The organism is Capnocytophaga canis, from assembly GCF_043187445.1.
GTDB lineage: Bacteria > Bacteroidota > Bacteroidia > Flavobacteriales > Flavobacteriaceae > Capnocytophaga > Capnocytophaga canis.
Genome location: NZ_CP171121.1, coordinates 1,516,498 through 1,541,808 on the forward strand (window position 1 = coordinate 1,516,498; position 25,311 = coordinate 1,541,808).

Below are 25,311 nucleotides of genomic sequence, written 5' to 3' on the forward strand. Positions count from 1 at the left end.
CTAATCAACATTTAAAAATTTTATCTTATGGCAAAAGGAAATTCAACTAGAAAAAAAATCTTTAATATGGTTTACAGCTTAGGTGCTGCTGTCGTGATCATCGGAGCGTTGTTTAAGTTGACACACTGGACGATAGGTCCACTTAATGGTACCATATTATTGGCACTTGGATTAGGTACAGAGGCTTTAATTTTCTTCATAGCAGCATTTGAGCCTGTTGAGGAAGAGGTGGATTGGTCTTTGGTTTATCCTGAATTGTCAGGAGGAGCTCCTCGTCAAAACTTAGCTACTGCTCAAGTAGTCACTAAAGAAGACAAGGCTTTGAAAGAATCTCTTTCTGAGAAACTAGATGGTATTTTGGCAGAGGCTAAAATTGATGCGAATTTGATGCAATCATTAGGTAAATCAATTGAAAATTTCGCGGGTGCAGCTAAAGAAATAGCTCCTGTAACTACTTCAATGACAGCTACTCATAAATATGGTGAAGAGCTTTCAATTGCTGCATCTCATTTAGAATCATTAAACAGTTTATACAAATTACAATTAGAAAGAACAGAGAATCAGGTAGCAGCTCAGGCTGGTGTTGTTGATAATCTCAATTCATTGAATCAACAAATGGTATCATTCCAAGATAATTTGAAATCCTTGAATAAAGTTTATGGAGGAATGTTATCTGCTATGGGTAAATAATTGTTAACTAACTAATTAAAAATTAATAACTTATGGCAGGAGGAAAATTAACCCCCAGACAAAGGATGATTAACCTTATGTATTTAGTTTTCATAGCTATGTTGGCATTGAACATGGGTAAGGAAGTTTTAAATGCATTTGGATTAGTTAACGAGAAATTTGAGGCATCGAATGTTAGAGCAAACGCAGCGAACATTGCAGCTATAGAGACGCTAGGAAATAGTGCAAGAGAAAATCCTGAGCAGTACGGAGAAGTGTACGAAAAAGCAAAACAAATGCGTGAATTGTCTGACGAATTGTACAGTTTTGTTCAAGAAATTAAAGACGGATTGAACAAAGAGATTGGACAAGAGGACAAGGGTGTCATGGAAAAAGATTATCAAGCAATGGATAAATCCGAGTACACGGACGATTTGTTTTTCAAAGGCGAGGGTTATAATGCTAAGGGACAGGAATTTGTTGATAAAATTGACAGTTACAGAGAAAAAGCCTTGGCTCTTTTAGGAGATGATCCTCGATACGCTGAACTTGTTGCAAAAATTAAAGCAAATTTTAATACCGAAAGCGTTAAAAAAGCAGATGGAACGATAGAAAAATGGTTGGATTACCACTATAAAGGGTTTCCTTACATCGCAACATTAGCAAAACTTTCGATGATGCAATCTGATATCAGATCTAATGGACAAGAGTTCTATGGTATGATGTTAGAAGGTAATTTGAAAGCTCAGATTTCGATGACTAACTATACCACTTTACTGGAACAAGGAAAAGGGGCGTACTATCAAGGAGAAACTTTTGATGGAGCTATTGTTTTGGGAAGAAAAGATGCTTCAACAAAGCCAAATGAAGTAGAGTTGTCATTGGATGGTAGAAAATTATCAGCAAATGAGTTTGATATTCAGGATGGAAAAGTGAAGTTGAAAGTGAATGCAGGAAATGCTGGAGAACATAGAATTACAGGTAATTTACACTTTGATCAAGATGGAAAACGTATTTCTGTTCCTGTAGATCAAACATTTTCAACAATTCCAAAACCTAATGCAGCTGTAATTTCTGCTGATAAGATGAACGTAGTGTATCGTCCGTTGGAGAATCCAATTACAATTTCAATGCCTGGGGTTGCTGATAACAAAGTTACGGCTTCAGCACCTGGATTATCTAGAAAGTCAGGTACAAGTTACGTTCTGAAACCAGGACAAGGACGGGAGGTAACAATTAATGTAGTGGGAGAAATTGATGGACAAAAATTCTCTTCATCACGTCAGTTCAGAATTAAAGACGTTCCTCGTGCGGTAACCGTACTTGCTGGACAATCAGGAACTGTTAAAATGCCTAAGGCGAACTTAGCAGCAATGCCTGTGGGAGCAACCATTGAGGATTTTGATTTTGAATTGAAGTATACGGTTACGTCATTTAAAGTTTCTGTTCCAGGACAACCTTCTGTTCAAGTGAATGGAGATAGAATGAATGAACAAGCTAGGGCTGCAATCGGTAGAGCAAGAAAAGGAGATATTATTCAAATTTTTGATGTTAAGGCAAATATTCAAGGTGCAGCTGGATATGTACCACGACCACCAGCTCCGATTTCAGTTGAAATAACAAACTAAAATAACAATTAATGAAATTTCAATCAAAAAACGTAGTTCTTTTTGTAGCGTTTGTTTTAATTGCTAATCTTTCTTCAGCTCAGGCGAATTTGCTTAATGCTAAAAAGGTGGAAGATATTGGTAAGAAAACAGAAGCTCAAATTGATGCAGACAATGATAAACCATTACCTTACGGGTATGTCGATGAGAGAGATATTCTTTGGTCTGTGGAAACTTGGGAAATTATAGACCTGAACGAACGAGTAAATTTTCCGTTACTTTTCCCAATAGATACCTTGGATGTAAGTACTTATCGTCGTCCGTTGTTTGATGTTATTATGAAAAACGTTAAGAATGGTAAGTTAGACATCTACAGAGATTCTCATTTTGCTGAGAAGATAACATTGGAGAGTATCAAAGCCAGTTTAACTAAAGAGGATTTGATGGATGCGGGTTACGACCAATTGAACGCAGGTGAACAGGTTTCTGAGGAGTATAAAATTCGTCGTGATTTAACTGCGGGTGATATTGCTCAATACCGCGTGAGAGGTTGGTGGTACTTTGACAAACGTCAAGGAGAGCTCAAATATCGGATTTTAGCAATTGCACCAGTGGCTCCAGATGTCAACTTTATTGATTCAGAAGATGCTCAGGCTTCTTTGATTGAATTGTTTTGGATATTCTACCCACAAGCAAGAGAGATTCTGCATGAGGCTAAGACTTTCAACAGAAAGAATGATGCTAAACCAATTTCCTTTGATCATTTGCTAAATGCAAGGATGTTTAGCGGAGTTATATATAAGGAAGCAAACGTTTATGGTGACAGACCAATCAACGAGTATTTACCGGGTAATTCGTTATTCCAGCTCTTAGAATCTGATAAAATAAAAGAGAAAATCAGAAGTAGAGAGCACGATATGTGGGCAAACTAATATTAAAAAATAAATTTTATAAAAAACTGTTTTGAAGCACTGAGTTGTTTCGGAACAGTTTTTTCTATTGAGGATAAATTCGATTATTGTATGTTTGATTTTATTGTTGTTGGAGCTGGGTTGGCAGGTGTTTCTTTTGCCCATATGTTAGAAAATGAGAACAAGACGTTTTGTATTATCAACAATCATTCACAATTGGCGAGTTTGGTGGCAGCAGGGGTGTATAATCCAGTTGTTTTAAAGCGCTTTACTCCTATATGGAAAGCCGATGAACAGGTAGATTTGTTACACGATTTTTATGACCAAATGGAACAAAAGTTGAGCAAAAAAATACGTATTGAGCAATCTATACTTAGAAAATTTAATTCAATTGAAGAACAAAATAATTGGTTTCACGCTTCTGATAAACCAATTTTGTCAAGATATTTGAATCCAAGTATTTTACCAGAGAATAATACACATATTAAAGCTCCCTTTGGGTTTGGAAAGGTTCAATACACGGGAAGGCTTGATGTGAAAACATATTTGACTGAATCTATCAATCGATGGAGGGATGAAAATATATATCACCATAGAAATTTTTTCTATGAGGATTTACATATTGAGGACGATGTTGTTTACTATCAAACCATTTCGGCAAGGCATATTGTTTTTTGTGAGGGTTATGGAGTACTTAAAAATCCGTTTTTTCAATATTTACCTATGAAACCATGTAAAGGAGAAACTTTGACTTTTTACGCCCCTGATTTGGATTTGAATGAAATTCTAAAAGGAGATGGTGTAATTATACCAATAGGGGAGGGGGTCTACAAAATAGGAGCTACATACGAATGGGATGACCTGAGTGATACCATCACTGAAAAAGGTCGTAAGGAATTGGTTGATAAATTAGAAAAACTGATTTCGTGTAGTTATGAAATTATTGAACAGGAAGCCTCCGTACGTCCGACAGTTTCGGACAGAAGACCTTTAGTAGGAAAGCATCCAAAGCATGACAATATGTGGATCCTCAATGGACTTGGCACACGCGGGGTAATGAACGCTCCGTATGTAGCGAAAGCACTTTATCAAACTGTTTTTGAACAAACTGAATTGCTCAAAGAAATGGACGTAGTCCGTTATCGGAAGTTTTGGAAATAAATAATTAAAAATCAGATATTTATCTATATCAATACTTTTGATAAAATAAGAACTTCTTTTTTTGAGCAATTTTCTTGAGCCTATGACTTAAAAAATTGAGTAAAACATTTTGTATGTAATAAAAAAGCATTAACTTTGGGAAGTGATTTTTTAATCTTTTAAAAGAAATAGATTATGTTCAAAGAAAATAAGAAGGTTATGGCAGAGAATACAGCAGCAAGTAGTAACAGAATAGTTACGGATACAAAATTTAAAGGAGAGATAGTATCTAAAACCGATTTTAGAATTGACGGGGAGGTGGAAGGAAATTTCCAAACCAGTGGAAAATTGGTAGTAGGAAAAACGGGAATAATCAAAGGTACAGTGATTTGTGAAAATGCAGATGTTGAGGGAAGAATAGAAGGAACGCTTCGAGTGAATAGTGTTTTAACTTTAAAATCAACTGCTGTTATTGAAGGAGATGTAACCGTTGACAAACTTTCCATAGAGCCTGGAGCAGTGTTTAATGTATCATGCACCATGAAAGGAAGTAATAGACCAACTAGTTTAAATGAAAAACCGACTACCGACAAAGCAATTAAATAAGTGGATACGATTCTCCCAAACGGGGTTGCAAATGGCAGTAACTATTGTTGCTTGTTGTTTTTTAGGAGTTTGGTTGGATGAAAAGTACGTGAGTTTACAACCTCTTTTTACTGTGCTTTTCTCTCTTTTGGGAGTTTTTGTTGCTATTTATTCTGTGATTAGGCAAGTGAAGAATTTTTCTGAAGACTAACCTATGAAGAATTTTGTACGTTTTTTTCTGACAGTCTGTGTAGTAATCGCACTGACCCAGTTTCTTATGGATTTACTGATCAAGCAGTATGCTTTGAATCTTTTTTCTTCTGTTGAGAAAATTTGTTTGTTTCACTTGATATTATCATTAGGGGTATTAACCATTATTTATACTGTACACAGGCTACGTCCAAAATATACTTCTTTTGCTTTTTTGGGGACAGCTTTTCTGCGTATGGGAACCATGGTTGCTTTCGTATTACCTTTAGCTAAAGCTGTGGAGCAAACTCCAATCACAGATGTTATATTTCTTATGGTACCATATTTTATTCTAACCACCATTGAAGCTATTTTTACCGTAAAACTTATTCGAAACGCAACCTAGAATGGTTGTAATAAATTCATAAAGTAAAATAACGAAGTTGTCACTTGTTTTTATAAAACTGATAATCAGAGTATTGTATATGAAAAAAATCTATATAATGAAGTTATTTGGTCTATTCTTTTTTGTATTTATGGTAGGAGCAAATGCTCAACAGATTTCAGTAGTTCCTCAACCAAACGAGGTTTTTTTTCGAAAAGAGAAGTGTCGTTTGGATAAGACTGTCATTTTTGAAATCGACAAGACTTTTGATTCATTACAAGAAGAACTATCTCTTCTTTTCCCAACAGATTATAATTCTTCTAAATCTACTCTAAAAGTTTCTGTTAAGCAAGATCATTCTATCAACAATCAAGAAGGTTATATTCTTGATATTCAACCTAAAGTGATTATTATTAAGTCCAAAGAAAAGGCAGGTGCTTTCTATGCAATTCAGACTTTGAAGCAATTGGTAGCACAGTCAAAATACAATCGGTCAAATTTCATAACCTGTATGAAAATCAATGACGCACCTCGTTTTGCTTATCGAGCATTGATGGTTGATCCTGCACGACATTATTGGAAGATGGAAGATCTGAAAAAATACATTGATGCAATGGCTCAATACAAATTTAATTTTCTGCATTTACATCTTACGGATGATCAAGGGTGGCGTATTGAAATTAAAAAATATCCGAAATTGACAGAGATTGGGTCTAAAAGAACAGATTTCGAGGGAGATAAACGCAATAACGAAGGGTATTACACACAAGATCAAATGAGAGAATTAGTGCAATATGCATTGCAACGCAATGTTCAAATTATCCCAGAATTTGACGTTCCAGGTCATAGTGATGCCGCTATTGCAGCCTATCCGGAGTTAAGCTGTAATGATACGATCATTAAAGTACGTAACGTTGCAGGGGTTTCTAAAAATCTGCTTTGTGTGTCCAAAGAAAACGTTTTTAGGTTTATTGATGATGTGATTACGGAACTTTCGGATGTGTTTCCGTGTCCGTATTTCCACATTGGAGGGGATGAAGCACCGCTTGATAAATGGATTGAAACCCCATCGGTACAAGAGTTAAAGAAAAGATTACAAGTTACAGATAACCACCAATTGGTTAGCTATTTCTTTTCAAGAGTCAATGAGTCATTAGTCAAAAATGAAAAACAACCTTTAGTATGGTTAGAGTTAGAAACACCTGAATATCCAAAAAACAGCATTATGTATTTATGGCGTTATAACACAACACCTGAAGTTTTAGAAAGAGCTAAAAAAGATGGCTTCAAAGTCATTTGCTCCCCTGGTGAATATGCATATTTCGATTATCCACAATGGAAAAATGACCTGCCTAATGTTGGTTGGATGCCTACTTTGACTTTGCAACGCGTATATGAGTTCAATCCGTCATTTTCTTTAAATAAAGAGGAAGAAAAGCAGTACATCTTTGGTGTGGAAGCCACCCTTTGGGGAGAAAGTGTAAAGGATTTGTTCAGAGCGTTTTATATGACATTCCCCCGAGCATTTGCTATGGCAGAAGCAGGTTGGACAGAAATGCCAAATCGTAGCTGGGAAAATTTTGTCAAAAAATTAGATTTTCAACTGGACTATCTGTTGAAGCAAGGAGTGAATTATCGTCCCCCTGTGGAATTGTATAAAGATAGGTAGTGATACAAAGAGAATAAAAACCATAATTTCATGACACAATCTGCCCACGTATTTTTACAAGAATATTTTTGTAGTCAATGAATAAATAACTACCTTTGTAGTCTAAAGAACAATCAAACCATTTTTCAATTATGTACGGAGAAATAAAAAAGCATTTACAAACTGAAATAGAATCAATTAAAGAAGCGGGTCTTTACAAGAAAGAACGCATTATTACATCAAAACAAGGTGCTGAAATCAAGATTTCAACGGGAGAGGAGGTGATTAACTTTTGTGCTAATAACTATTTAGGACTTTCCTCACATCCCGAAGTAATTCAAGCTGCCAAAGATGCTTTAGATTCACATGGCTTTGGTATGTCTTCCGTCCGTTTCATTTGTGGAACTCAGGATATCCACAAAGAATTAGAAAAAAAAATAGCAGACTTTTACGGAACTGAAGATACCATATTGTATGCTGCAGCTTTCGATGCTAACGGGGGGGTGTTTGAACCTTTATTCACCGAAGAAGATGCAATTATTTCTGATGCCTTAAATCACGCATCTATCATTGATGGTGTTCGCTTGTGCAAAGCAAAACGTTTCCGCTACGAAAATAGTAACATGCAAGATTTAGAAGCTAAACTTCAGGAAGCAAATGCAGCAGGAGCGAGATTTAAAATTATAGTTACCGATGGGGTTTTTTCGATGGATGGTGTGGTTGCACCTCTAAATGAGATTTGTGATTTGGCTGATAAATACGATGCTTTGGTAATGGTAGATGAATGTCATGCAGCAGGTTTTATCGGAGCTACAGGGAAAGGAACTATGGAAGCTAAAAACGCTTTAGGTAGAGTCGATATTATTACAGGTACGTTAGGAAAAGCCTTAGGCGGTGCGATGGGAGGTTACACCACAGGTAAAAAAGAAATTATTGAAATTTTACGTCAACGTTCGCGTCCGTATTTATTTTCCAACTCATTAGCACCAGCTATTGTGGGAGCTTCTATCAAGGTTTTTGATTTGATTTCTAAAGACACATCGCTTCGCGATAAGTTGGAATGGAATACTAACTATTTCAAAAAAGGGATGAAAGCAGCAGGATTCGACATTGTGGAAGGCGACAGTGCAATAGTACCAGTGATGCTTTACGATGCTCAAGTGTCTCAAATTATGGCAGATGAATTGCTAAAAAAAGGAATTTATGTGATTGGATTTTTCTATCCGGTAGTTCCAAAAGGAAAGGCTCGTATACGTGTACAACTCTCAGCAGCACACTCTAAATCACACTTAGACAAAGCAATAGAGGCCTTTACAGAGGTAGGGAAGTCTTTGGGAGTAATTTAAATATCGAAAAAAGCAAAAAAAATTCGTGAAAAGCATAAAAAATAAAAAAATATAGTTATATTTGCACCCAAAATAAAGTAGTAATCAAAATTCATTTTTAAGTATGAAGAAAATCAAAGTAACTTTAATTGCCTTAGCAGCTGTTTTTTCGGTAGGTGTTCAGGCACAAGATGAAAGCAATCCTTGGCAAATAGGATTTGGAGTTAACTCAGTAGATATCCGTACACCAAGTACTTTTGGAGAACTATTGAAAGATTGGGCAGGACCAAGCGACATCAACGTTCTTCCAGCTGTATCTCGCCTTTCAGTAGGTAGATATATCGGAAGTGGTGTTTCTGTTGAAGTTTCAGGATCTTTGAACAAAATCGAAAAAGGTTTCGGATATCACAAAGGAGGACAAAAAGTAGACAAGTCTTTCTGGGCTATCGACGCAAGAGGTAAATATCACATAAATACGTTGTGGGAAGGAGCAAGATGGTTTGATCCTTATGCACAAGTAGGGGTAGGTTACGCTAACATCGACAAAGAAGGAGAATTCAAATTTTTAGGAGGTGCTGGAGCTAACTTCTGGTTTACTCAAAATATCGGTTTGAATGCTCAGACTACTTACAACCACATGCCAAAAGGTGAAGTAGGTTTAGACTATGCTCAACACTCTTTAGGTGTTACTATCAAATTTGGTAGCAAAGACACTGACGGAGACGGAATCATTGATGAGAAAGATGAGTGTCCAGAAGTAGCTGGTCCAAAAGAATTAAACGGATGTCCTGATTCAGACGGAGACGGAATCGCTGATAAAGATGACGCTTGTCCAAACGATGCAGGTTCAAAAGATTTCAACGGATGTCCTGATTCAGACGGAGACGGAATCGCCGATAAAGATGACGCTTGTCCAAACCAAGCTGGTCCAAGATCATTGAACGGATGTCCTGATTCAGATGGAGACGGTGTAGCTGATAAAGATGACGCTTGTCCAAAAGTAGCTGGTCCAAAAGAAAACAAAGGTTGTCCTTGGCCAGACACTGATAAAGATGGTGTTTATGACAAAGATGATGAGTGTCCGCAAGTAGCTGGTCCTGCATCTAACAAAGGTTGCCCAGAGGTTACTGAAGAAGTACAAAAAACATTGAATGAGTATGCTAAAACTATCTTGTTCGAAACAGGTAAAGCTTCTATCAAACCTCAGTCAGCTGCAGTATTAGAGCAAATCGTTAGCGTATTGAACCAATATCCTAACTCTAAATTTACAATTGAAGGACATACTGACAGCACAGGTAACAAAGCTAAAAACCTTACACTTTCACAAGAAAGAGCTGATTCAGTAAAACTTTACTTGGTTCAAAGAGGTATTTCTGATACACGTTTATCTTCAAAAGGATACGGAGTTGAGAAACCAATCGCAAGCAACAAAAATGCTAAAGGAAGAGCTTTAAACCGTCGTGTTGAAATCAACTTAGTAAAATAATTTGATAAAATAGACTATAAAAAAGGTTGCCAAATGGCAGCCTTTTTTGTTTCTTTATGAGGAAGGTTGGTTATCAGGTAGAAACTTCGGAAATTAGTATTAAAACATATCTCCGTTTAATAATACGTTTGATAGAAATATTAAAAATACCATTTCCTAAGCTTTTTGGTTCAACATTTTCCGACGTTATAAAAATCGAATAAATAAACAATTGTTTTGAGCTATATTTTAATGGCTATACTAAAATTTTTGTGAAGATTATTAAATCTGTATTTTTTGATTTTTAAAAATTTGTGTTCATTCTGTACATTTGTGGTCAAATTCAAACCACAAATACACACAAATTTTCACAAATATGCTTTCAATAAACTAAAATCACTAAAATTATAAGGACTATTTTTTTGAAAGGTCACCACAAAAATTTTACTAATGCCATTTTTTAATAAAACAACTCTTATTACACCAGGCAAATATTTTGATTAACTTTTGGTTTTAAAAACGATTCTGTAATTTACTTCTAAAAAGATCACCTATCACAAATTTTTAACAGAAGTATTTCTTTGTAATGTGAATTACGAATATTGGCACAAATTTTTCATTCTCCCTCGTTTCGCAATTCGTTTTTTTTGTCTAAATTTGTCGTTTAAATCCATAAATCAAATGATACATTTCTTTAAAAATCCGAAGCAGAATTTATATGCGGTGCAAACTACCGAAAACTTATCCGAACAAACGATTTCTAAACTAAATTGGCTTTTTGGTGGAGCTAAGAAAATTGAGCAGGAAGTTCTTAAAGGATTTTTTGTAGGTCCCCGTGCAGCAATGATTACCCCTTGGAGTACAAACGCTGTCGAAATTACCCAAAATATGGATATCCAAGGAATTATTCGCATAGAAGAATTTAACGAAGTATCCGAGGATTTTACTGATTTTGACCCAATGCTCTTCCAAAAATATAACGGACTTAATCAGAATATTTTTACCATAAATATTACACCCGAACCTGTTTTAGAAATTAATAATATCGAGGAATACAATCAAAAAGAAGGATTATCGTTAAGCGCTGAAGAAGTAGAATATCTTAACAATTTATCAAAGAAGTTAGATAGAAAACTCACTGATTCTGAGGTTTTTGGGTTTTCTCAAATTAATTCGGAACATTGTCGTCATAAGATTTTTAACGGAACTTTTATCATTGATGGAGAAGAAAAACCAAGTTCTCTTTTCAAGCTAATTAAGAAAACTTCTGAAACAAATCCCAACGAAATTGTTTCTGCTTACAAAGATAATGTTGCTTTCATTCAAGGTCCTGTGGTAGAGCAATTTGCTCCCAAAACTGCTGATAAACCTGACTTTTTTGAAACTAAAAAATTTGAGTCTGTTATTTCGCTCAAAGCAGAAACGCATAATTTTCCAACGACCGTTGAACCATTTAATGGAGCTGCGACAGGTTCTGGTGGGGAAATTCGCGACCGCTTGGCAGGAGGGCAAGGCTCATTGCCACTTGCAGGAACAGCGGTGTATATGACTTCGTATTCTCGATTGGAAGAAAATCGCCCGTGGGAAAAGGCGATAGACGAACGCAAATGGTTGTATCAAACTCCGATGGATATTCTTATCAAAGCTTCAAACGGAGCTTCTGATTTTGGAAACAAATTCGGACAGCCACTCATCGCAGGTTCGCTCTTAACCTTTGAACACGAGGAAGATGCGAAGAAGTTGGGATTCGATAAGGTAATTATGTTAGCTGGTGGTGTAGGATATGGAAAGAAATCACAAGCTATAAAACATCAGCCAAAAGAAGGAGATAAAATCGTAATTTTAGGTGGAGAAAATTATCGCATTGGTATGGGAGGGGCTGCTGTTTCAAGTGCTGATACAGGAGCGTTTGGTTCTGGAATTGAACTAAATGCAATTCAGCGTTCTAATCCTGAAATGCAAAAACGAGCTGCCAACGCCATCCGAGCAATGGTAGAGGCTGATGAAAATCCGATAGTCTCCATTCACGACCACGGGGCAGGTGGACATCTGAATTGCCTTTCTGAGCTTATTGAAGAAACAGGTGGAAAAATTAATTTGGACAAACTTCCTGTGGGCGACCCAACGCTTTCTGATAAGGAGATCATCGGGAACGAATCGCAGGAACGTATGGGATTGGTTATTGGAAACAAACATATTGAAAAATTAAAAACCATAGCTGAACGTGAACGAAGCCCAATGTATGAGGTAGGAGAGGTAACTTCTGATAAGCGTTTTTCAATAACTTCTAAAAAGAAAAACACGAAGCCTTTGGATTTCCATCTGTCGGATATGTTTGGAAGTTCTCCAAAAACCATAATGGAGGACACTTCTGTCAAAACAGAATATGAAGATTTAGTGTACTATCAAAGTAATATAAAATCATATTTAGAACAAGTTTTACAACTTGAAGCTGTTGCTTGTAAAGATTGGCTTACTAATAAAGTTGACCGATGCGTGGGTGGGCGTGTAGCGAAGCAGCAATGTGTAGGAGCTTTGCAGTTACCACTTAATAATGTGGGAGTTATGGCTCTTGATTATCAAGGCAAAGAGGGAATTGCGACAACCATAGGGCACTCGCCTCTTACAGCATTGATTGACCCTGTGGCAGGAAGCCGAAATGCAGTTGCAGAAGCTCTGTCTAATATTGTGTGGGCTCCGCTTAAAAATGGAATCAAGGGAGTCTCGCTTTCAGCTAATTGGATGTGGGCTTGTAAAAATAAGGGAGAAGATGCTCGTCTGTACGAAGCTGTAAAGGGCTGTTCGGATTTTGCTATTGAATTGGGAATCAATATTCCAACAGGGAAAGATTCACTCTCAATGAAGCAAAAATATCCTAATGGAGACGTGATTGCCCCTGGTACGGTAATCATTTCATCTGTTGCGAATTGCACGGATATTACCAAAGTAGTAGAACCCGTTTTGAAACGAAACGGCGGAGCGATTTATTATATCAATCTCTCACAAGATAGATTCAAATTAGGAGGTTCTTCATTTGCTCAAATTTTAAATAAAATTGGAAAAGAAGCTCCGACTATTAAAGATGCTGAATATTTCAAAAAGGCATTCAGCGCTATTCAATATCTTGTAAATCAAGGACAAATACAAGCGGGACACGATATAGGAAGTGGAGGACTCATTACTACTCTGTTAGAAATGTGTTTTGCTGAAAATGATTTGGGAGCTGATTTTGATTTTTCAGTTTTTAAAGAAGAAGACACAGCAAAATTATTATTTAATGAAAATATTGGTCTTGTTTTTCAGGGAGATACAGAAGCAGAAAATTATCTGAAATCAGAAGGGATTGAAGTTTTCAAAATTGGAACGGTAACAAATTCTGATATCCTGAATGTTAAGAATTTTGATACAGAATTATCGTTTAATATTTCAGAATTCCGTGATATTTGGTTTTTAACATCTTATTTGTTAGACAAAAAACAAACTAAAAACGATAAAGCAACAGAAAGATATCAAAATTATTCTGAACAACCACTAAATTTTGTATTTCCGAAGCATTTTACAGGTCAAAAACCTAAACTTTCGAGTGTGAAACGACCAAAAGCAGCTGTAATTCGTGAAAAAGGAAGTAACTCTGAACGTGAAATGGCAAATGCAATGTATTTGGCAGGTTTTGATGTGAAGGATGTGCATATGACTGACCTTATTTCAGGAAGAGAAACGTTAGAAGATGTGCAATTTATCGGAGCTGTGGGCGGATTTTCAAATTCGGACGTGTTGGGAAGTGCCAAAGGTTGGGCAGGAGCTTTTCTCTATAACGAAAAAGCAAAAACGGCTTTGGAGAATTTCTTCAAGAGAGAAGATACGCTTTCGGTAGGAATTTGTAATGGTTGTCAGTTATTTATGGAATTAGAGGTTATCAATCCTGAGCACAAAACACACGGAAAGATGATTCACAACGATAGTGGAAAACACGAAAGTGGATTTACTTCAGTAACCGTTCAGAAAAATAATTCCGTGATGCTTTCTTCGTTGGAAGGGACAACATTAGGCGTTTGGATTTCGCACGGAGAAGGAAAATTCTCCTTGCCAATGGCTGAAAATGAGTATAATATTGTAGCAAAATATGCCTATGAGGGTTATCCTGCGAATCCTAATGGTTCAGATTATAATACGGCAATGCTTTGTGATAAAACTGGACGTCATTTAGTAACGATGCCACATATCGAACGCTCTATTTTCCAATGGAATTGGGCAAATTACCCCGAAAACCGGCACGATGAAGTTTCACCTTGGTTAGAGGCTTTTGTAAATGCACGAAAGTGGATTGAGGAAAGGAGTAAATAATGTTTTAAGGTGCGTAAACACGCACCTTTTTTCATATTTTCAACTTAATAATTATTTTGTAACTTTGTGCTGATTTTCAGCAAAAACTAAAAATATTGTATTATGAAAAGTAATAATCTAATTTTTCTGGGACTTATCGGACTGGTGCTTTCCTTTGTAGGTTGTAAAGACAACTCGAAGCAACAAGCTACCCAACAGAATGTACAAAGCAATATTGCATCCGACTTTCATAAACCGGATGAAAATATCAAAAAAAATGCGGAAGGCTACAAGGAATATTTCTATGAACCCTCTATATCGGTAATTTCTGGTATTATAAAGATCAAAACATTTTTCGGACCTCCGGGGTATGGTGAAAGTCCAGAGGTAGATGCAAAGGAGGAGGTATTTATATTAGAACTCAGAAACCCTATAAATCTTGTTGCAGACGAAGAAGATGACGGGTTTAATCCTGCACAAACTAATATTTTAGAAGTTCAATTAACCTCAACTTCGGATATTAAATTTACAAATTATATTGACAAAAACGTCCGCTTGACGGGAAGTTTCTTCGGAGCACATACAGGACATCATTTTACTGATGTTTTGATGGATGTTGCACAAATTAAGAAAGAATAGATTGATTTATAAAAATACTTCAAATAGAGTTGTTTGTCATTTTGTTTTTAGAAGTAAAAATGGAACGTCTAAATTTTATTTTTGTCAGCAAAATAAAATTGCTAATTATTAAATAAAATCTTAATATTCTCAAAAAATAGACAACGAAAACGTTTGTGAGGTAATAAACTTTTGTTAAAGTTGAAATTAACTATTGTGTATTGAAAATTATTTGTACCTTTGCAATGCAATGAGGGTGGTAGCTCATTGCAAAACTTCAAATAATAGTTTTCATAATTTAAAGTTTTGGTTGGTTAATGGAAAAGTCCGGTATTATTATCGGACTTTTTTCCTTTCCAAATAAAATAAGGGTAAATTACAAGAGGGTAAAATACAGTGAAAAGTATACCCCAATGTTCGTTTATAAAATAAAGAATCATTGTTCCACCAATGAACGATGAAATTCCCAAAAACAGATGAAATCTCTTAAAAAATGGAATATAAGTCCTTATATCCACTCTTTTGCGTTCTTCTTCTGAAATTGTATTGTAGCCTGAAAGGGTTTGTTCAGCATTCTTTTCTGTAACTAAAAAAGCTACGACAATATAGCATAAACTTAAAATAACTATCGCGATCATTAGTATATAAATTTATTGTAAAAAAAACTGCCATAGCGTTCACAACCACAGCAGTTTATTATATTACTTTTCTTCCAAACGTACCTCAAAATCACTCAAAACGTTCATATAGTTGATAAACGCCTCATACGGAGAATCATACGGAGTGAAATACTTATGATAATCCGAAGTAGAGAAGAGTTTAGTCCGCATATGATAAAAATGTTCACTCGCTTGTAATCGTCCGTAATCGTCGGACAATTCTGCGTTCTTTTTCTTCTTTACAATAGACTGAATCCTAAATAATTGGTTGAACGCCTCTTTCTGTAATTCATTTCCAAGCCACGAAGTAATATCACGTTCTTCGTCTGTCCACGAAATTGGGAAAGGAACGGGCAAAACATCTTTCGCAGTATGTTTTTTAACAACTTCTTTTGGAATAAGAAACTGATAATCATCGTCTTCCATCATATTTTTTACAAAATACTCCAAAAAGTCGAAAATGCCACTTTCTTTGCGATTGTAATGACCGATAACATCGTAATTCATAAACAGATTAAGCACTTCGGTTTCTGCCAAACTATGTTTTACCCACGAAGCATATTTCTCGGAAGTAAGCGGATATTCGCCCCATTGTCTGTCAGAAAATCGAATGGCAATATCGTCACTTAACTTACTGTTTTTCAGTAATAAATTTAGATTTTCATCTATCGGATTTTTATACACAAAGTTCGGACTTTTCCAACCCAAAACGTGTTTTGCTCCGTCGGTAAGCATTGTTTTGAAACCAAGTTTGGCTACCCGTTCTCCGATTCTGTCAGAATAAATCAAAGACGTATTTCGGAACGTTACGGGCTTCTTCCCGAAAAGACTTTTTACCACATTTACGTGGCGTTTTACTTGTTGTTCAAACTCGTCCGAATCCTCTGAAAGAGAAGCCAATGAATGCGAATAGGTTTCCGCCAGAAATTCCACATTGCCAGTTTCAGCAAGTTCTTGAAACGAGCGAATAACCTCAGGAGTATGCATATTTAATTGGTCGATTGCCGAACCCGAAATCGAAAAGGCAACCTTGAACTTTCCGTTGTATTTTTTGATTAAATCCAACAGCAATGCATTGGTTGGGAGGTAGCAATTTTCGGCAAGTTCTTCCAATTCAGAACGATTGGCGTAATTGTCAAAATAATTATGTTTCTTTCCTATATCAAAAAAATGATATTTTCTAAGTCGTTCGGGGTGATGTATTTGGAAATAAATACAGATTGACTTTTTCATAAATAAAGTTGTTTTTTGCTGTTTACACTGATTTTTATGCTAAAAAGTTAGTCTTATCAGATTGGTTTTTGATTTTGTCATTCAACGCTCAAAATTATAAATTTTTAATGATTAAAGCAAGAGATTAACAAAAAAAGAAATTATATTTTACTGAAATAGAAAGCCCAGATTACAATGAAATGTAATCTGGGCTTTACTATTGACTTTTTAGTTTTTTTAAAAATTATATATTAAAGACAATTTCAATAGATTATAATTTTTCATTATGTATTTTTTGGTTTTATTTCCTACAAAATAATTATTCTGTGAATAAATACCAAAGCTACAATCTTTTCCTAATGGAATTTCTACACCAATTTCTAACGGAAAATCAACGTACCAGTCTGTTTTAGGAGGTTCAAAAGTTACACTGTTGATTTTTTGATGGTATTTTATCGCTTTATTGAACTGAAAACCCGCACTAAGTGTAAATTTTATATTTGTTTGTTCAAAATTCCATACGTATCCTCTTAATTTAAAAGGAATTTCTATGAATGTAGCTTTTACACGACTATAACCATCGGGAAGTAGCGCTCCATTGTTGAAATGAGTAACTCCAACACCAGTTAATATACCTCCTTTTGAAGAGAGTTTGTAAAATAATAAAGTGTTTATATTGTTTACATTTCCTGTGATTTCAAAGGCTTCTCCTTTGAGTTCTGCTGAACCTAATCCAAAAGAGATTTCACCTTTCCACTTCGACTTTTGTAAACTTTCATTCTGACTGTATATTACACAAAAACAAAACAAACATAAAATTGCTAAAAAGTATTTCATATGTATTTCATTTAATATTAAATAGGTTGTCCGAAAAGGGTTGTTTTGAGCAAAATTTTAAAAATAAAATGCTTATTTTCAATATATTAATTTTTGTGAAATCGCTAAAATTTGACTTTTCGGACAGTCTATTGGTCTCTTAGTTACTTAGGAGCTTCTGTAGTTTCTTTTTCTTCTTTTTCTGGAGCTACCCAATCTACTAAAACAGAAGCCGACACACTAGCTCCCAGTGCTCCAGCAACATTACCTGTAACTCCCCCAGCAACATCAGCAGCTCCTACTACAACCCATTTCCACCAAGGTCTTTTTCCAGTTTTAGAAGAAGGTTGTGATTGATTACTCCAAAAATAGAACGAATACCGAGCAACGGAAGTCATTTTTAAAACGAAATCTTTATCCTCTGAATTTAAAGAATAGGTATTGTCTAATATTTTAGATTCAAACTTAACAATTTCATCCTTTATAGATTCGTACTGTACTTCATCTTGTTTGGAAAAATCTTCTATTAGTCTAAAAAGGTCTTTAACAGCAATATTTACATTTACGTTATTTCCTGTATATTCTTCCAATATGTTCGCGTAGAAATTATCACTGTCATTAAGGATGTGTTTAATCTCATCTTTTGTTGATTCTCCCCCTAAGTCAACACCTTCCCTTCCATATTTTTCATTTAGTCTATTTAGGGCATAATCTAAATTCTCATCGCTTTTTACACTTTTTCCAAATAAATCAGGATTTTTTTTAAAATCTTTAATTTTCTTAGCTTTAAGTTCGTCTAAAATATCATTATGAATTAGTCCATAATGTTCCCAAGGGTTTTGTGGATTAGAAGCCTTTTTATATGCCTTATAAACTTTGGCATCAATTAAACCATTAACCCCTTCATGATTATTCTCTTTTTCTTTTGAACAAGAAAACAATAATCCCAAAACAACCACTGAATGAATAATTTTTCTTAACATAAACTTTAATTTTAAATTAATAATAGATTTATAATATGATACATACTACATCTTGCGCAAAATGAAAGTACGTAGCAAATATATTATTATGTTTTTACAAAAACAAGTTTTTTTAGCAAAAAAAATGCTATTATTTTTATTTTTTAATAATATATTTCATAGAATATTTCAGATAAAATTAAATTGTTGATAAATTTTTAACTAATAAAAAATGGTTTTAAAAATAAAAATGTTAATTTTTTGCTTTTTATTCTTGCATAAAATTCAGTATTTTTTAAATATAATAAAATATTTTAGGCTTATTCTTAGAGGATGAATTCTTAGAATAAGCCTAAATTTCATTACTTAAACCTAAAGTTATCTGAAAAATAATTTTGGATATGTTGAAGAGTCTGGAATCGAAATTTAATAATTAAAGGTTTTCAACTCTGTTCGTATGATAAACTACTTATCTTTCTCTCTATCATATTTATATATGCATCAATTTTTTATCTTTCCTTATTTCACAAGCTTTTCGTAAATGGTTTTGAGTTTCAAAGAGGCGTTTTCCCATTTGAGCTGATTTACCTCATCGTAACCTTCGCGTGACATATATTCGGCAAGAGTAGGATAGGAGAGGATTCCGTGAATGGCATCTGCCAAGGCATCAATGTCCCAATAATCGACCTTGATGGCGTGATCTAAAACCTCAGCCACACCCGATTGCTTCGAAATAATAGTAGGCACACCCGAACGCATCGCTTCCAAAGGTGAAATCCCGAAAGGCTCTGAAACCGAAGGCATCACATAAACATCGCTATAGCGGAACATTCTTTGCACTTCGCCTCCTTTGAGAAAGCCCGTGAAATGGAATTTTGTTCCGATGCCCAGCTGTGCCACTCGTCGGACAAGCGGATTCATCTTTTCGCCGCTTCCTGCCATTACAAAACGCACATTGGGCGTTCGTTTTAACACCTTTGCGGCGGCTTCAACGAAGTATTCCGGACCTTTTTGCAGGGTAATTCTTCCTAAGAAAGTTACGATTTTCTCCTTAACCCCTCGTTCTTCCTTTTCGGTAGTTTCAGCAGAAAAATCAACCGCATTATGCACCGTGATAACCTTTTCCGGATTGATGCCGTACTTCTCTACCACGATGTTGCGCGTCCAGTTACTCACCGTAACCACAATGTCGGCGGCTTCCATTCCTCGTTTTTCGATGTCGTAAACTAATGTATTTCGATTGTGTTCCCCGCCTCTGTCATATTCCGTAGCGTGCACGTGAACAACAAGCGGTTTTCCCGATAGTTTCTTAGCAACTATCCCCGCACTGTACGTGAGCCAATCGTGGGCGTGAATAACATCAAACTGATGATTCTTTGCCACTGTTCCGGCAACCAAAGCATACCGATAGACTTCCTCCATCAGGTTTGCGCCGTACTTTCCCGAGAATTGGAATTTATTTCTGAAAGAAATTTTCTCCTTACTTTCGCCCGTTTTCAGATAAGCTTCGCGTTCGCGGGCAAAGGTTTCGGGGTCTAAATACGGAACCAGATTCGAGCCGATTTCCATAAAGTTGATGTTCTTCCAGAATTCTTCAATGTTTTCCATATTTTGAAGCATTTCCACATCACTTGCGTTAATGATGTCAGCAACCGAACTATCTTCATCGCCTCCTGCCTTTGGCATCACGAATAAGACATTTACGTTGTGTTTTGCCAATCCTTTGGCGATGCCGTAACAAGCCGTGCCAAGTCCGCCACTGATATGGGGCGGAAATTCCCAACCGAACATTAGTACTTTTACACTCATATCACTCTTATTTATTTGGTGTTTCTATTTAAAATTCTATTGATTTTGATAATTTTTTCTATTTTCAAGCTGAATTAAGCTGTTTTTCTTGTTTATGATGAAAGATTTTTATTGTACTTCATCAGGTTTTTCATCTTCTTCATTTATTTCAAAATTTTCAATTTCTTTACGTATTTCATCTAAAAGTTGTTTTTCTGTTGGCAAATACAATTGGTATTTACTTGTTATAATATGCTTTTGATTCTCAGGAAGAGTATATTTTACCACAGCGTCATTTTTGTCGGCACAAAGTAAAATGCCAATAGTTGGGTTTTCGTGGCTGAGTTTCTGTGTGCGGTCATAATAATTGACGTACATCTGTAACTGCCCTATATCCTGATGGGTAAGTTTATCGGTTTTGATTTCGATAATCACAAAACTTTGTAACAAACGATTGTAAAACACTAAATCTACGAAAAACTCATCTCCCTCAATATGAATGTGTTTTTGCCGAGCTACAAACGAAAATCCGTTGCCTAATTCCAACAAAAATTCTTGTAAATGAGAAAGCATTTTAGTTTCTAAATCCTTTTCATAATAGGTACTTTGTTGTTTCAAACCCAAAAACTCCAAAACCATAGGGTCTTTGATTATTTCCTTTGGGTCAGAAGGTTGCCTTTCATTTCGAGCAACGGCAAGTACGCTTTCTTTATCGTTCGAAAGCAAAAGTCTTTCGTACAAAGAAGCGTTTATTTGTCGTTCCAACTGCCGAGAAGTCCAATTATTTTTTGTTGTTTCGGCGATGTAAAACTCTCGTTTATGTTGGTCATCTATTCGCATAAGTATCTTATACTGAGTCCAATTCAATTGTGAATGCAGTGCGTTCACAATTGGGAAAGTTTTGTAAAATTGCCTATATAAGTTCAGTTGTCGAAATGAACAAAGACTCCCGAAGTCGGGTTCTAACTTGGCAGAAAGCTCCTTAATGAGGTAACTTCCGTAATCTGCTCGTTTTTTACCTTGCTGTTCTTCCTCAAAAATACGTTTACCAATATGCCAATACATCAGCGTACGTGCGTTATTGACTGAGCGTACCGCCTTTTCACGAGCCTGTAAAATAATGTCTTTTATATCGGTAAATAACTTCATTGTTTAATAACTTCATCTTATTGAATTTCAGTGCTATTACTGAAAATACCTATTACTTGTGATTCATTTCGAAAATATTACAATAACAACTTCACACACGCCCTCACATTGATACGTTTCGTAACTGCGGAAGGGATATATCCCCTCCCTACATTGTGCAATCTTACCGCCTATCGTTTATCCTCAAAACCAAATTCTCGCCAACGTTCTTGCGGTTCGCCCATTTTGATGTATTTTTTCAAAAAGGCATATACCTCTTCCGTTTCGGCAATATGTTTTTCTAACTCGGCGGTTTTTTCTTTGAGTTGGGCTTTGAGTTTTTCCTGTTCTACATTGACTTCTGCTGCTTTTTGGTAGGCAGTGTTTAGTTTGTCACGCATTTGAGCGGTAACACCCACAGGCAAATTTTCACCTCGTTCGGTGAGGGCTTTTACTAATAGTTGTGCCGATGTGATGATTTCGGCAAATGACCTTTTTCTCATCTTAATTTGTCTTTTATATTATAAAAATAGTTATTCTTATTGATTTTACAATAAAACAGATGTAGAATTAAAATCTTCTTTAGTAGAACTTTTATATTCTAATGAAGAATTAAATAATTCATCAGTAGCATTATATTATCCATAAGAAGAAACATTTTCTTCATCAGAAGATTTTGTTTCTTCACGTGTAGAAGTATTTTCTTCTTATGAAGATAAAGATTCTACGTATTATCTGTTTTATTTTTTGTTATTATCATTTATATTTACTTATAAAAAGGTTTTCTTTCCTGAACATTTACACGCTTTTTCGTAACGTACATATTTACCGATTTCGTTTTTATTTATTCAATAACCCCTTGTTTTCAAACTGCTCACGTGCTTCAATGAAGGCTTCGTGTAATTTTTTTTCCAATTGTTTTTTAGGAGGTAACTCTGTCCAATACTCGGCAACCATAATACCATCTTTATGAATTTCCAAAAGTTCTACTTGTTCCTTGCTATTTTCAGCACACAAAATCAGTCCGATAGGAGCTTCTTCGCCCTCCTGACGTTCGTATTTATTTAACCATTTGAGGTAAAGTTCCATTTGTCCTTTGTGTTTGGCTTGGAATTTACCGATTTTTAGCTCAATGGCAATCAATCGCTTTAATTTTCTATGGAAAAACAAAAGGTCTAAATAGAAATCTTCTCCATCAATAATCATTCGTTTTTGGCGTTCTACAAAGGCAAATCCTTTTCCAAGTTCTAAAATAAAGGACTCTAATTTATGTAAAATAGCTGTTTCAATATCTTTTTCCAAATAATCACTTCGAAGTCCTAAAAAATCCAATAGATAGGGGTCTTTGAAAGTATTTATAGGAATAATTTCCGATTGTTGAACCTGTAAATTAGCAATTTGCATTCTCTCAAAGGCTTTGGTAGTGATTTGCTTACGAAGTTCTCGTTTTCCTAAATTTTCAGATACTGCCAACTCAGCATAAAACATTCTTGCTTCGTGATTTTTAAGGGGGATAAGTATCAAAAAATGCGACCAACTCAATTGTCGTGCCAGTGGAACGACAATTTGAAAATCAGGAAATACCTCTGCAAACTGCATCATTCTTCGGATATTTTTTTCCGTAAAATTACGTCCGTATTTAGATTCCAACTCATTGGCAATCATTGGTACAATCCGTTTTCCGTAAGTAGCTCGTTCATTATTTAATACATCTTCATTGATACGCTTTCCAACCTGCCAAAAGACAAGGGTAAGGGTGCTGTTGGCATAATAAACTATCTGTTGCTGACCGTTTTCTATTAAGACGGAAAGCTCCGAAAGTAAATTTTTGTTCAATGGTTTCGTATCTTTTTTCATTTCTTAATCGTTTATGGATTGTATTTTCCGCAGGGACGAAAAATATTTCACCCTTACATTTTACAACTCATAATTCATTGTCAGCTGTTTGGCTCGAAGGATTTCGGCTACATTTCGGGCTTTAGAAATGCAACCTCGCGAACGAAATGGCGGATTTCCATCATAAATTGCCGAAATGGTACTTACGCCGTGTCCGCTTAATTCTTCCTCGAAATCAGCTAAAATTGCTTCTGCATCAGGGATATAGGTTTTTCCATAAATTTTTAAATGAGCTTCTATATAAAATCCTATAAACCAAGGATGTACCGACCCGTTAAATGTAGCTCGGTCACGGTCGTACACGTTGCCAATACTTACGCTTTCGTAACTTTTATTTTTAGGTGATAACGAACGCAATCCTCGTGGTGTGAGCAATTCTTGTCTGACAATGTCCAAAACGCGTTTCTTACTTCGCTCATCCAAAGGAGAATACGCCAACGCACAAGTTATCAACTGATTGGGGCGAACATCACGATTTTGATGAGCATAATTCACATAATCTGCCAAGTATTTTTTGTCAGCAATCCAAAAGGTTTGATTGAAATTTTCAGCAATCATCGTAGGTAAATCGCTCCATTCTTTCAGAAAATCTTTATCCTTTGAGGCTTCTGCCAAAGCCAATGCGTAACATACGGCGTTGTACCACAAAGCATTAACCTCCACCACGTAACCATTTCGCGGAACAATCGCACCGCCGTCAAACTGAGCATCGACCCACGTAAGCGGACGGCTAATATCTTCCGACCAAATGAGTCCGTTGCTGTCCATTCGTATGGTTTTGTGTTGCCCATTTCGATAGGTTTCCAAAATGGTTTGCATCATTTCGCCAAATTCTTTCCAAAGCTGTTTTGCCGTTTTTTTGGTGTATTTTTCGTACTGCTGAATCGTCCAGAAAAACCACAAAGACGTATCGGCATCATACTGAGGATGAGCTACGTGCGTGCTTATCGTTTTTTCAAAAAGCCCGTTGGAAAAATATTTCTTGGTTGATGTAAGTACGTCTTCAAACGTTTTTTGAGTATTTTCCGCCAAGGCAATTCCCGGCAAGGCGATGAACGTGTCACGCGTGTTGCTGTTATACCAATGATAGCCTTCTTTTACGCGAATTTCACCCGCTTTTTGAATCAAAAACTGCGAGGCAGAGTAGTGGAGGCATTCCTCAAAGGAATTTCGTTCACGTCGCTGATTGATAAGTCGGGTGAATTTTTGTTTGAGTTGCTTGCTGTTATTTTCCTCCGTACTTGCCGAAAATACAACACTTTCGCCTTTTTTGATGCTCAACTCGAAATAGCCGAGCGTAAGCAAATCTTCCGTATAATCGTATCCGCGTTCTTTTTCTTTCTTATAGAAAATATTGTAATTCCAATTCGGATTATATTCAAAATCAGCCTCTTGGCTTAATTGCAAATGCAAATACGGAAAATCGGGATAGAGTTTGGTTTTGATGCCTCCTTCTATTTTTTCAATGTTTTTATTTGCCAAATCGTTGGCTTTACTAAGCGAATGAATGTCCCGAAATGCTAATAACGGATTCAACCTCAACTTAGTAGGGGAGTGGGCTTCGAGCAAAGTGTAACGAACCAAAACCTGAGGTTCATTATGTACCATCAAGATTTCCTTTTTGAGCGTTACGCCTCCCACCTGATAAATGACCGTAAAGGCTTTTTCGTAGGAAACGTCCACGATATATTTGTGTCCGCGAGGTTCGTAAGTTTCGGGATATTGATGCACCGCAAAATTGAATTCGCGTCCGTGCTGAATGATGGTTTCATCGAGCGAAGAAAGCAAAACGTGATTCAATCCTCTGCAATTTTCAAGCGGAACGACTAAAAGTCCGTGATATTTTCGGGTGTTGCAAAAAACAAGGGTAGAGGAGCTGTATCCGCCCCCGCGATTGGTGCCAAGAAGCTCTCTGTCAAGAGAATACTCCAAGTTGATTAATTCTTTCTTTTTGAATGTTAAATAACTCATTATCTTATTTTTTT

General features: G+C 35.9%; 21 protein-coding genes. 12 read left to right on the forward strand and 9 right to left on the reverse strand.

Annotated features, from left to right (window positions below; genetic code table 11):
* Positions 1–27 precede the first annotated feature (27 nt).
* From gldL to ACF3OB_RS06470, 12 genes are all read left to right on the forward strand, one after another.
* Positions 28–690, forward strand: coding sequence for a gliding motility protein GldL (gene gldL / locus ACF3OB_RS06415; protein ID WP_042007222.1), 663 nt, complete (start codon positions 28–30; stop codon positions 688–690).
* Between the two features lie 32 nt (positions 691–722).
* The gene (gldM, locus tag ACF3OB_RS06420) at positions 723–2,297 is read left to right on the forward strand and encodes a gliding motility protein GldM (RefSeq protein WP_042007223.1); all 1,575 of its coding nucleotides are present in this window, start codon (positions 723–725) and stop codon (positions 2,295–2,297) included.
* An 11-nt stretch (positions 2,298–2,308) separates the two neighbouring features.
* Positions 2,309–3,208, forward strand: coding sequence for a gliding motility protein GldN (gene gldN, locus ACF3OB_RS06425; protein WP_042344027.1), 900 nt, complete (start codon positions 2,309–2,311; stop codon positions 3,206–3,208).
* 90 nt (positions 3,209–3,298) lie between these two features.
* Positions 3,299–4,348, forward strand: coding sequence for an NAD(P)/FAD-dependent oxidoreductase (locus tag ACF3OB_RS06430; RefSeq protein WP_392447142.1), 1,050 nt, complete (start codon positions 3,299–3,301; stop codon positions 4,346–4,348).
* A 174-nt stretch (positions 4,349–4,522) separates the two neighbouring features.
* Positions 4,523–4,933, forward strand: a complete 411-nt coding sequence (locus ACF3OB_RS06435) for a polymer-forming cytoskeletal protein (RefSeq protein ID WP_042007230.1) — start codon at positions 4,523–4,525, stop codon at positions 4,931–4,933.
* Positions 4,899–5,123 carry an AtpZ/AtpI family protein gene (locus ACF3OB_RS06440; RefSeq protein ID WP_082021442.1) on the forward strand — a complete coding sequence of 75 codons (225 nt, stop codon included), beginning with the start codon at positions 4,899–4,901 and terminating at the stop codon, positions 5,121–5,123. The genes ACF3OB_RS06435 and ACF3OB_RS06440 overlap by 35 nt, the downstream gene beginning before the upstream one ends.
* A gap of 66 nt (positions 5,124–5,189) precedes the next feature.
* On the forward strand, positions 5,190–5,507 hold the full coding sequence (locus ACF3OB_RS06445; RefSeq protein WP_042346612.1) for a hypothetical protein: 318 nt from the start codon (positions 5,190–5,192) through the stop codon (positions 5,505–5,507).
* 97 nt (positions 5,508–5,604) lie between these two features.
* Positions 5,605–7,155, forward strand: a complete 1,551-nt coding sequence (locus ACF3OB_RS06450; RefSeq protein ID WP_392447144.1) for a beta-N-acetylhexosaminidase — start codon at positions 5,605–5,607, stop codon at positions 7,153–7,155.
* A 131-nt stretch (positions 7,156–7,286) separates the two neighbouring features.
* Positions 7,287–8,480 carry a glycine C-acetyltransferase gene (kbl, locus tag ACF3OB_RS06455; RefSeq protein WP_392447146.1) on the forward strand — a complete coding sequence of 398 codons (1,194 nt, stop codon included), beginning with the start codon at positions 7,287–7,289 and terminating at the stop codon, positions 8,478–8,480.
* A gap of 103 nt (positions 8,481–8,583) precedes the next feature.
* Positions 8,584–9,945, forward strand: a complete 1,362-nt coding sequence (locus ACF3OB_RS06460; protein WP_095912091.1) for an OmpA family protein — start codon at positions 8,584–8,586, stop codon at positions 9,943–9,945.
* A gap of 660 nt (positions 9,946–10,605) precedes the next feature.
* Positions 10,606–14,268: a phosphoribosylformylglycinamidine synthase gene (purL, locus tag ACF3OB_RS06465; RefSeq protein WP_392447149.1), complete on the forward strand. Its 3,663-nt coding sequence runs from the start codon at positions 10,606–10,608 to the stop codon at positions 14,266–14,268.
* A gap of 102 nt (positions 14,269–14,370) precedes the next feature.
* Complete coding sequence (locus tag ACF3OB_RS06470; RefSeq protein WP_042007237.1) at positions 14,371–14,886, forward strand: DUF4431 domain-containing protein; 516 nt, start codon at positions 14,371–14,373, stop codon at positions 14,884–14,886.
* Positions 14,887–15,179: 293 nt separating this feature from the next.
* Here ACF3OB_RS06470 and ACF3OB_RS06475 read toward each other — a convergent pair whose 3' ends face one another.
* The 9 genes from ACF3OB_RS06475 to ACF3OB_RS06515 all read right to left on the reverse strand — a co-directional run bounded on the left by ACF3OB_RS06475 (position 15,180) and on the right by ACF3OB_RS06515 (position 25,297).
* Positions 15,180–15,503: a DUF3784 domain-containing protein gene (locus ACF3OB_RS06475; RefSeq protein WP_392447151.1), complete on the reverse strand. Its 324-nt coding sequence runs from the start codon at positions 15,501–15,503 to the stop codon at positions 15,180–15,182.
* A gap of 63 nt (positions 15,504–15,566) precedes the next feature.
* The gene (locus tag ACF3OB_RS06480; RefSeq protein WP_392447153.1) at positions 15,567–16,757 is read right to left on the reverse strand and encodes a glycoside hydrolase family 57 protein; all 1,191 of its coding nucleotides are present in this window, start codon (positions 16,755–16,757) and stop codon (positions 15,567–15,569) included.
* Between the two features lie 216 nt (positions 16,758–16,973).
* Positions 16,974–17,573 (reverse strand): hypothetical protein, encoded by a 600-nt coding sequence (locus tag ACF3OB_RS06485; RefSeq protein WP_212895681.1) that lies wholly within the window; start codon positions 17,571–17,573, stop codon positions 16,974–16,976.
* Positions 17,574–17,716: 143 nt separating this feature from the next.
* The gene (locus ACF3OB_RS06490; protein WP_392447155.1) at positions 17,717–18,535 is read right to left on the reverse strand and encodes a hypothetical protein; all 819 of its coding nucleotides are present in this window, start codon (positions 18,533–18,535) and stop codon (positions 17,717–17,719) included.
* 498 nt (positions 18,536–19,033) lie between these two features.
* The gene (locus ACF3OB_RS06495) at positions 19,034–20,323 is read right to left on the reverse strand and encodes a glycosyltransferase family 4 protein (RefSeq protein WP_392447157.1); all 1,290 of its coding nucleotides are present in this window, start codon (positions 20,321–20,323) and stop codon (positions 19,034–19,036) included.
* A gap of 108 nt (positions 20,324–20,431) precedes the next feature.
* Entirely contained in the window at positions 20,432–21,451 is a 1,020-nt protein-coding gene (locus ACF3OB_RS06500) for a YhcG family protein (protein ID WP_212895679.1), read from the reverse strand.
* 170 nt (positions 21,452–21,621) lie between these two features.
* Positions 21,622–21,933 carry a hypothetical protein gene (locus ACF3OB_RS06505; RefSeq protein WP_013996524.1) on the reverse strand — a complete coding sequence of 104 codons (312 nt, stop codon included), beginning with the start codon at positions 21,931–21,933 and terminating at the stop codon, positions 21,622–21,624.
* A gap of 337 nt (positions 21,934–22,270) precedes the next feature.
* Positions 22,271–23,287 carry a YhcG family protein gene (locus ACF3OB_RS06510; protein WP_392447159.1) on the reverse strand — a complete coding sequence of 339 codons (1,017 nt, stop codon included), beginning with the start codon at positions 23,285–23,287 and terminating at the stop codon, positions 22,271–22,273.
* Positions 23,288–23,347: 60 nt separating this feature from the next.
* On the reverse strand, positions 23,348–25,297 hold the full coding sequence (locus ACF3OB_RS06515; protein WP_392447161.1) for a glycogen debranching enzyme N-terminal domain-containing protein: 1,950 nt from the start codon (positions 25,295–25,297) through the stop codon (positions 23,348–23,350).
* Between the last annotated feature and the right edge of the window lie 14 nt (positions 25,298–25,311).

Bases quoted from the DNA above. Each gene is read 5' to 3' on its own strand.
- ACF3OB_RS06505 (WP_013996524.1), bottom strand. From the start codon at position 21,933: ATGAGAAAAAGGTCATTTGCCGAAATCATCACATCGGCACAACTATTA.
- kbl (WP_392447146.1), top strand. From the start codon at position 7,287: ATGTACGGAGAAATAAAAAAGCATTTACAAACTGAAATAGAATCAATT.
- ACF3OB_RS06480 (WP_392447153.1), bottom strand. From the start codon at position 16,757: ATGAAAAAGTCAATCTGTATTTATTTCCAAATACATCACCCCGAACGA.
- ACF3OB_RS06430 (WP_392447142.1), top strand. From the start codon at position 3,299: ATGTTTGATTTTATTGTTGTTGGAGCTGGGTTGGCAGGTGTTTCTTTT.
- ACF3OB_RS06470 (WP_042007237.1), top strand. From the start codon at position 14,371: ATGAAAAGTAATAATCTAATTTTTCTGGGACTTATCGGACTGGTGCTT.
- ACF3OB_RS06435 (WP_042007230.1), top strand. From the start codon at position 4,523: ATGTTCAAAGAAAATAAGAAGGTTATGGCAGAGAATACAGCAGCAAGT.
- ACF3OB_RS06460 (WP_095912091.1), top strand. From the start codon at position 8,584: ATGAAGAAAATCAAAGTAACTTTAATTGCCTTAGCAGCTGTTTTTTCG.
- purL (WP_392447149.1), top strand. From the start codon at position 10,606: ATGATACATTTCTTTAAAAATCCGAAGCAGAATTTATATGCGGTGCAA.
- ACF3OB_RS06495 (WP_392447157.1), bottom strand. From the start codon at position 20,323: ATGAGTGTAAAAGTACTAATGTTCGGTTGGGAATTTCCGCCCCATATC.
- ACF3OB_RS06490 (WP_392447155.1), bottom strand. From the start codon at position 18,535: ATGTTAAGAAAAATTATTCATTCAGTGGTTGTTTTGGGATTATTGTTT.
- ACF3OB_RS06485 (WP_212895681.1), bottom strand. From the start codon at position 17,573: ATGAAATACTTTTTAGCAATTTTATGTTTGTTTTGTTTTTGTGTAATA.
- gldN (WP_042344027.1), top strand. From the start codon at position 2,309: ATGAAATTTCAATCAAAAAACGTAGTTCTTTTTGTAGCGTTTGTTTTA.
- ACF3OB_RS06450 (WP_392447144.1), top strand. From the start codon at position 5,605: ATGAAGTTATTTGGTCTATTCTTTTTTGTATTTATGGTAGGAGCAAAT.
- ACF3OB_RS06445 (WP_042346612.1), top strand. From the start codon at position 5,190: ATGGATTTACTGATCAAGCAGTATGCTTTGAATCTTTTTTCTTCTGTT.
- ACF3OB_RS06440 (WP_082021442.1), top strand. From the start codon at position 4,899: ATGAAAAACCGACTACCGACAAAGCAATTAAATAAGTGGATACGATTC.
- ACF3OB_RS06515 (WP_392447161.1), bottom strand. From the start codon at position 25,297: ATGAGTTATTTAACATTCAAAAAGAAAGAATTAATCAACTTGGAGTAT.
- gldM (WP_042007223.1), top strand. From the start codon at position 723: ATGGCAGGAGGAAAATTAACCCCCAGACAAAGGATGATTAACCTTATG.
- ACF3OB_RS06500 (WP_212895679.1), bottom strand. From the start codon at position 21,451: ATGAAGTTATTTACCGATATAAAAGACATTATTTTACAGGCTCGTGAA.
- ACF3OB_RS06510 (WP_392447159.1), bottom strand. From the start codon at position 23,287: ATGAAAAAAGATACGAAACCATTGAACAAAAATTTACTTTCGGAGCTT.
- gldL (WP_042007222.1), top strand. From the start codon at position 28: ATGGCAAAAGGAAATTCAACTAGAAAAAAAATCTTTAATATGGTTTAC.
- ACF3OB_RS06475 (WP_392447151.1), bottom strand. From the start codon at position 15,503: ATGATCGCGATAGTTATTTTAAGTTTATGCTATATTGTCGTAGCTTTT.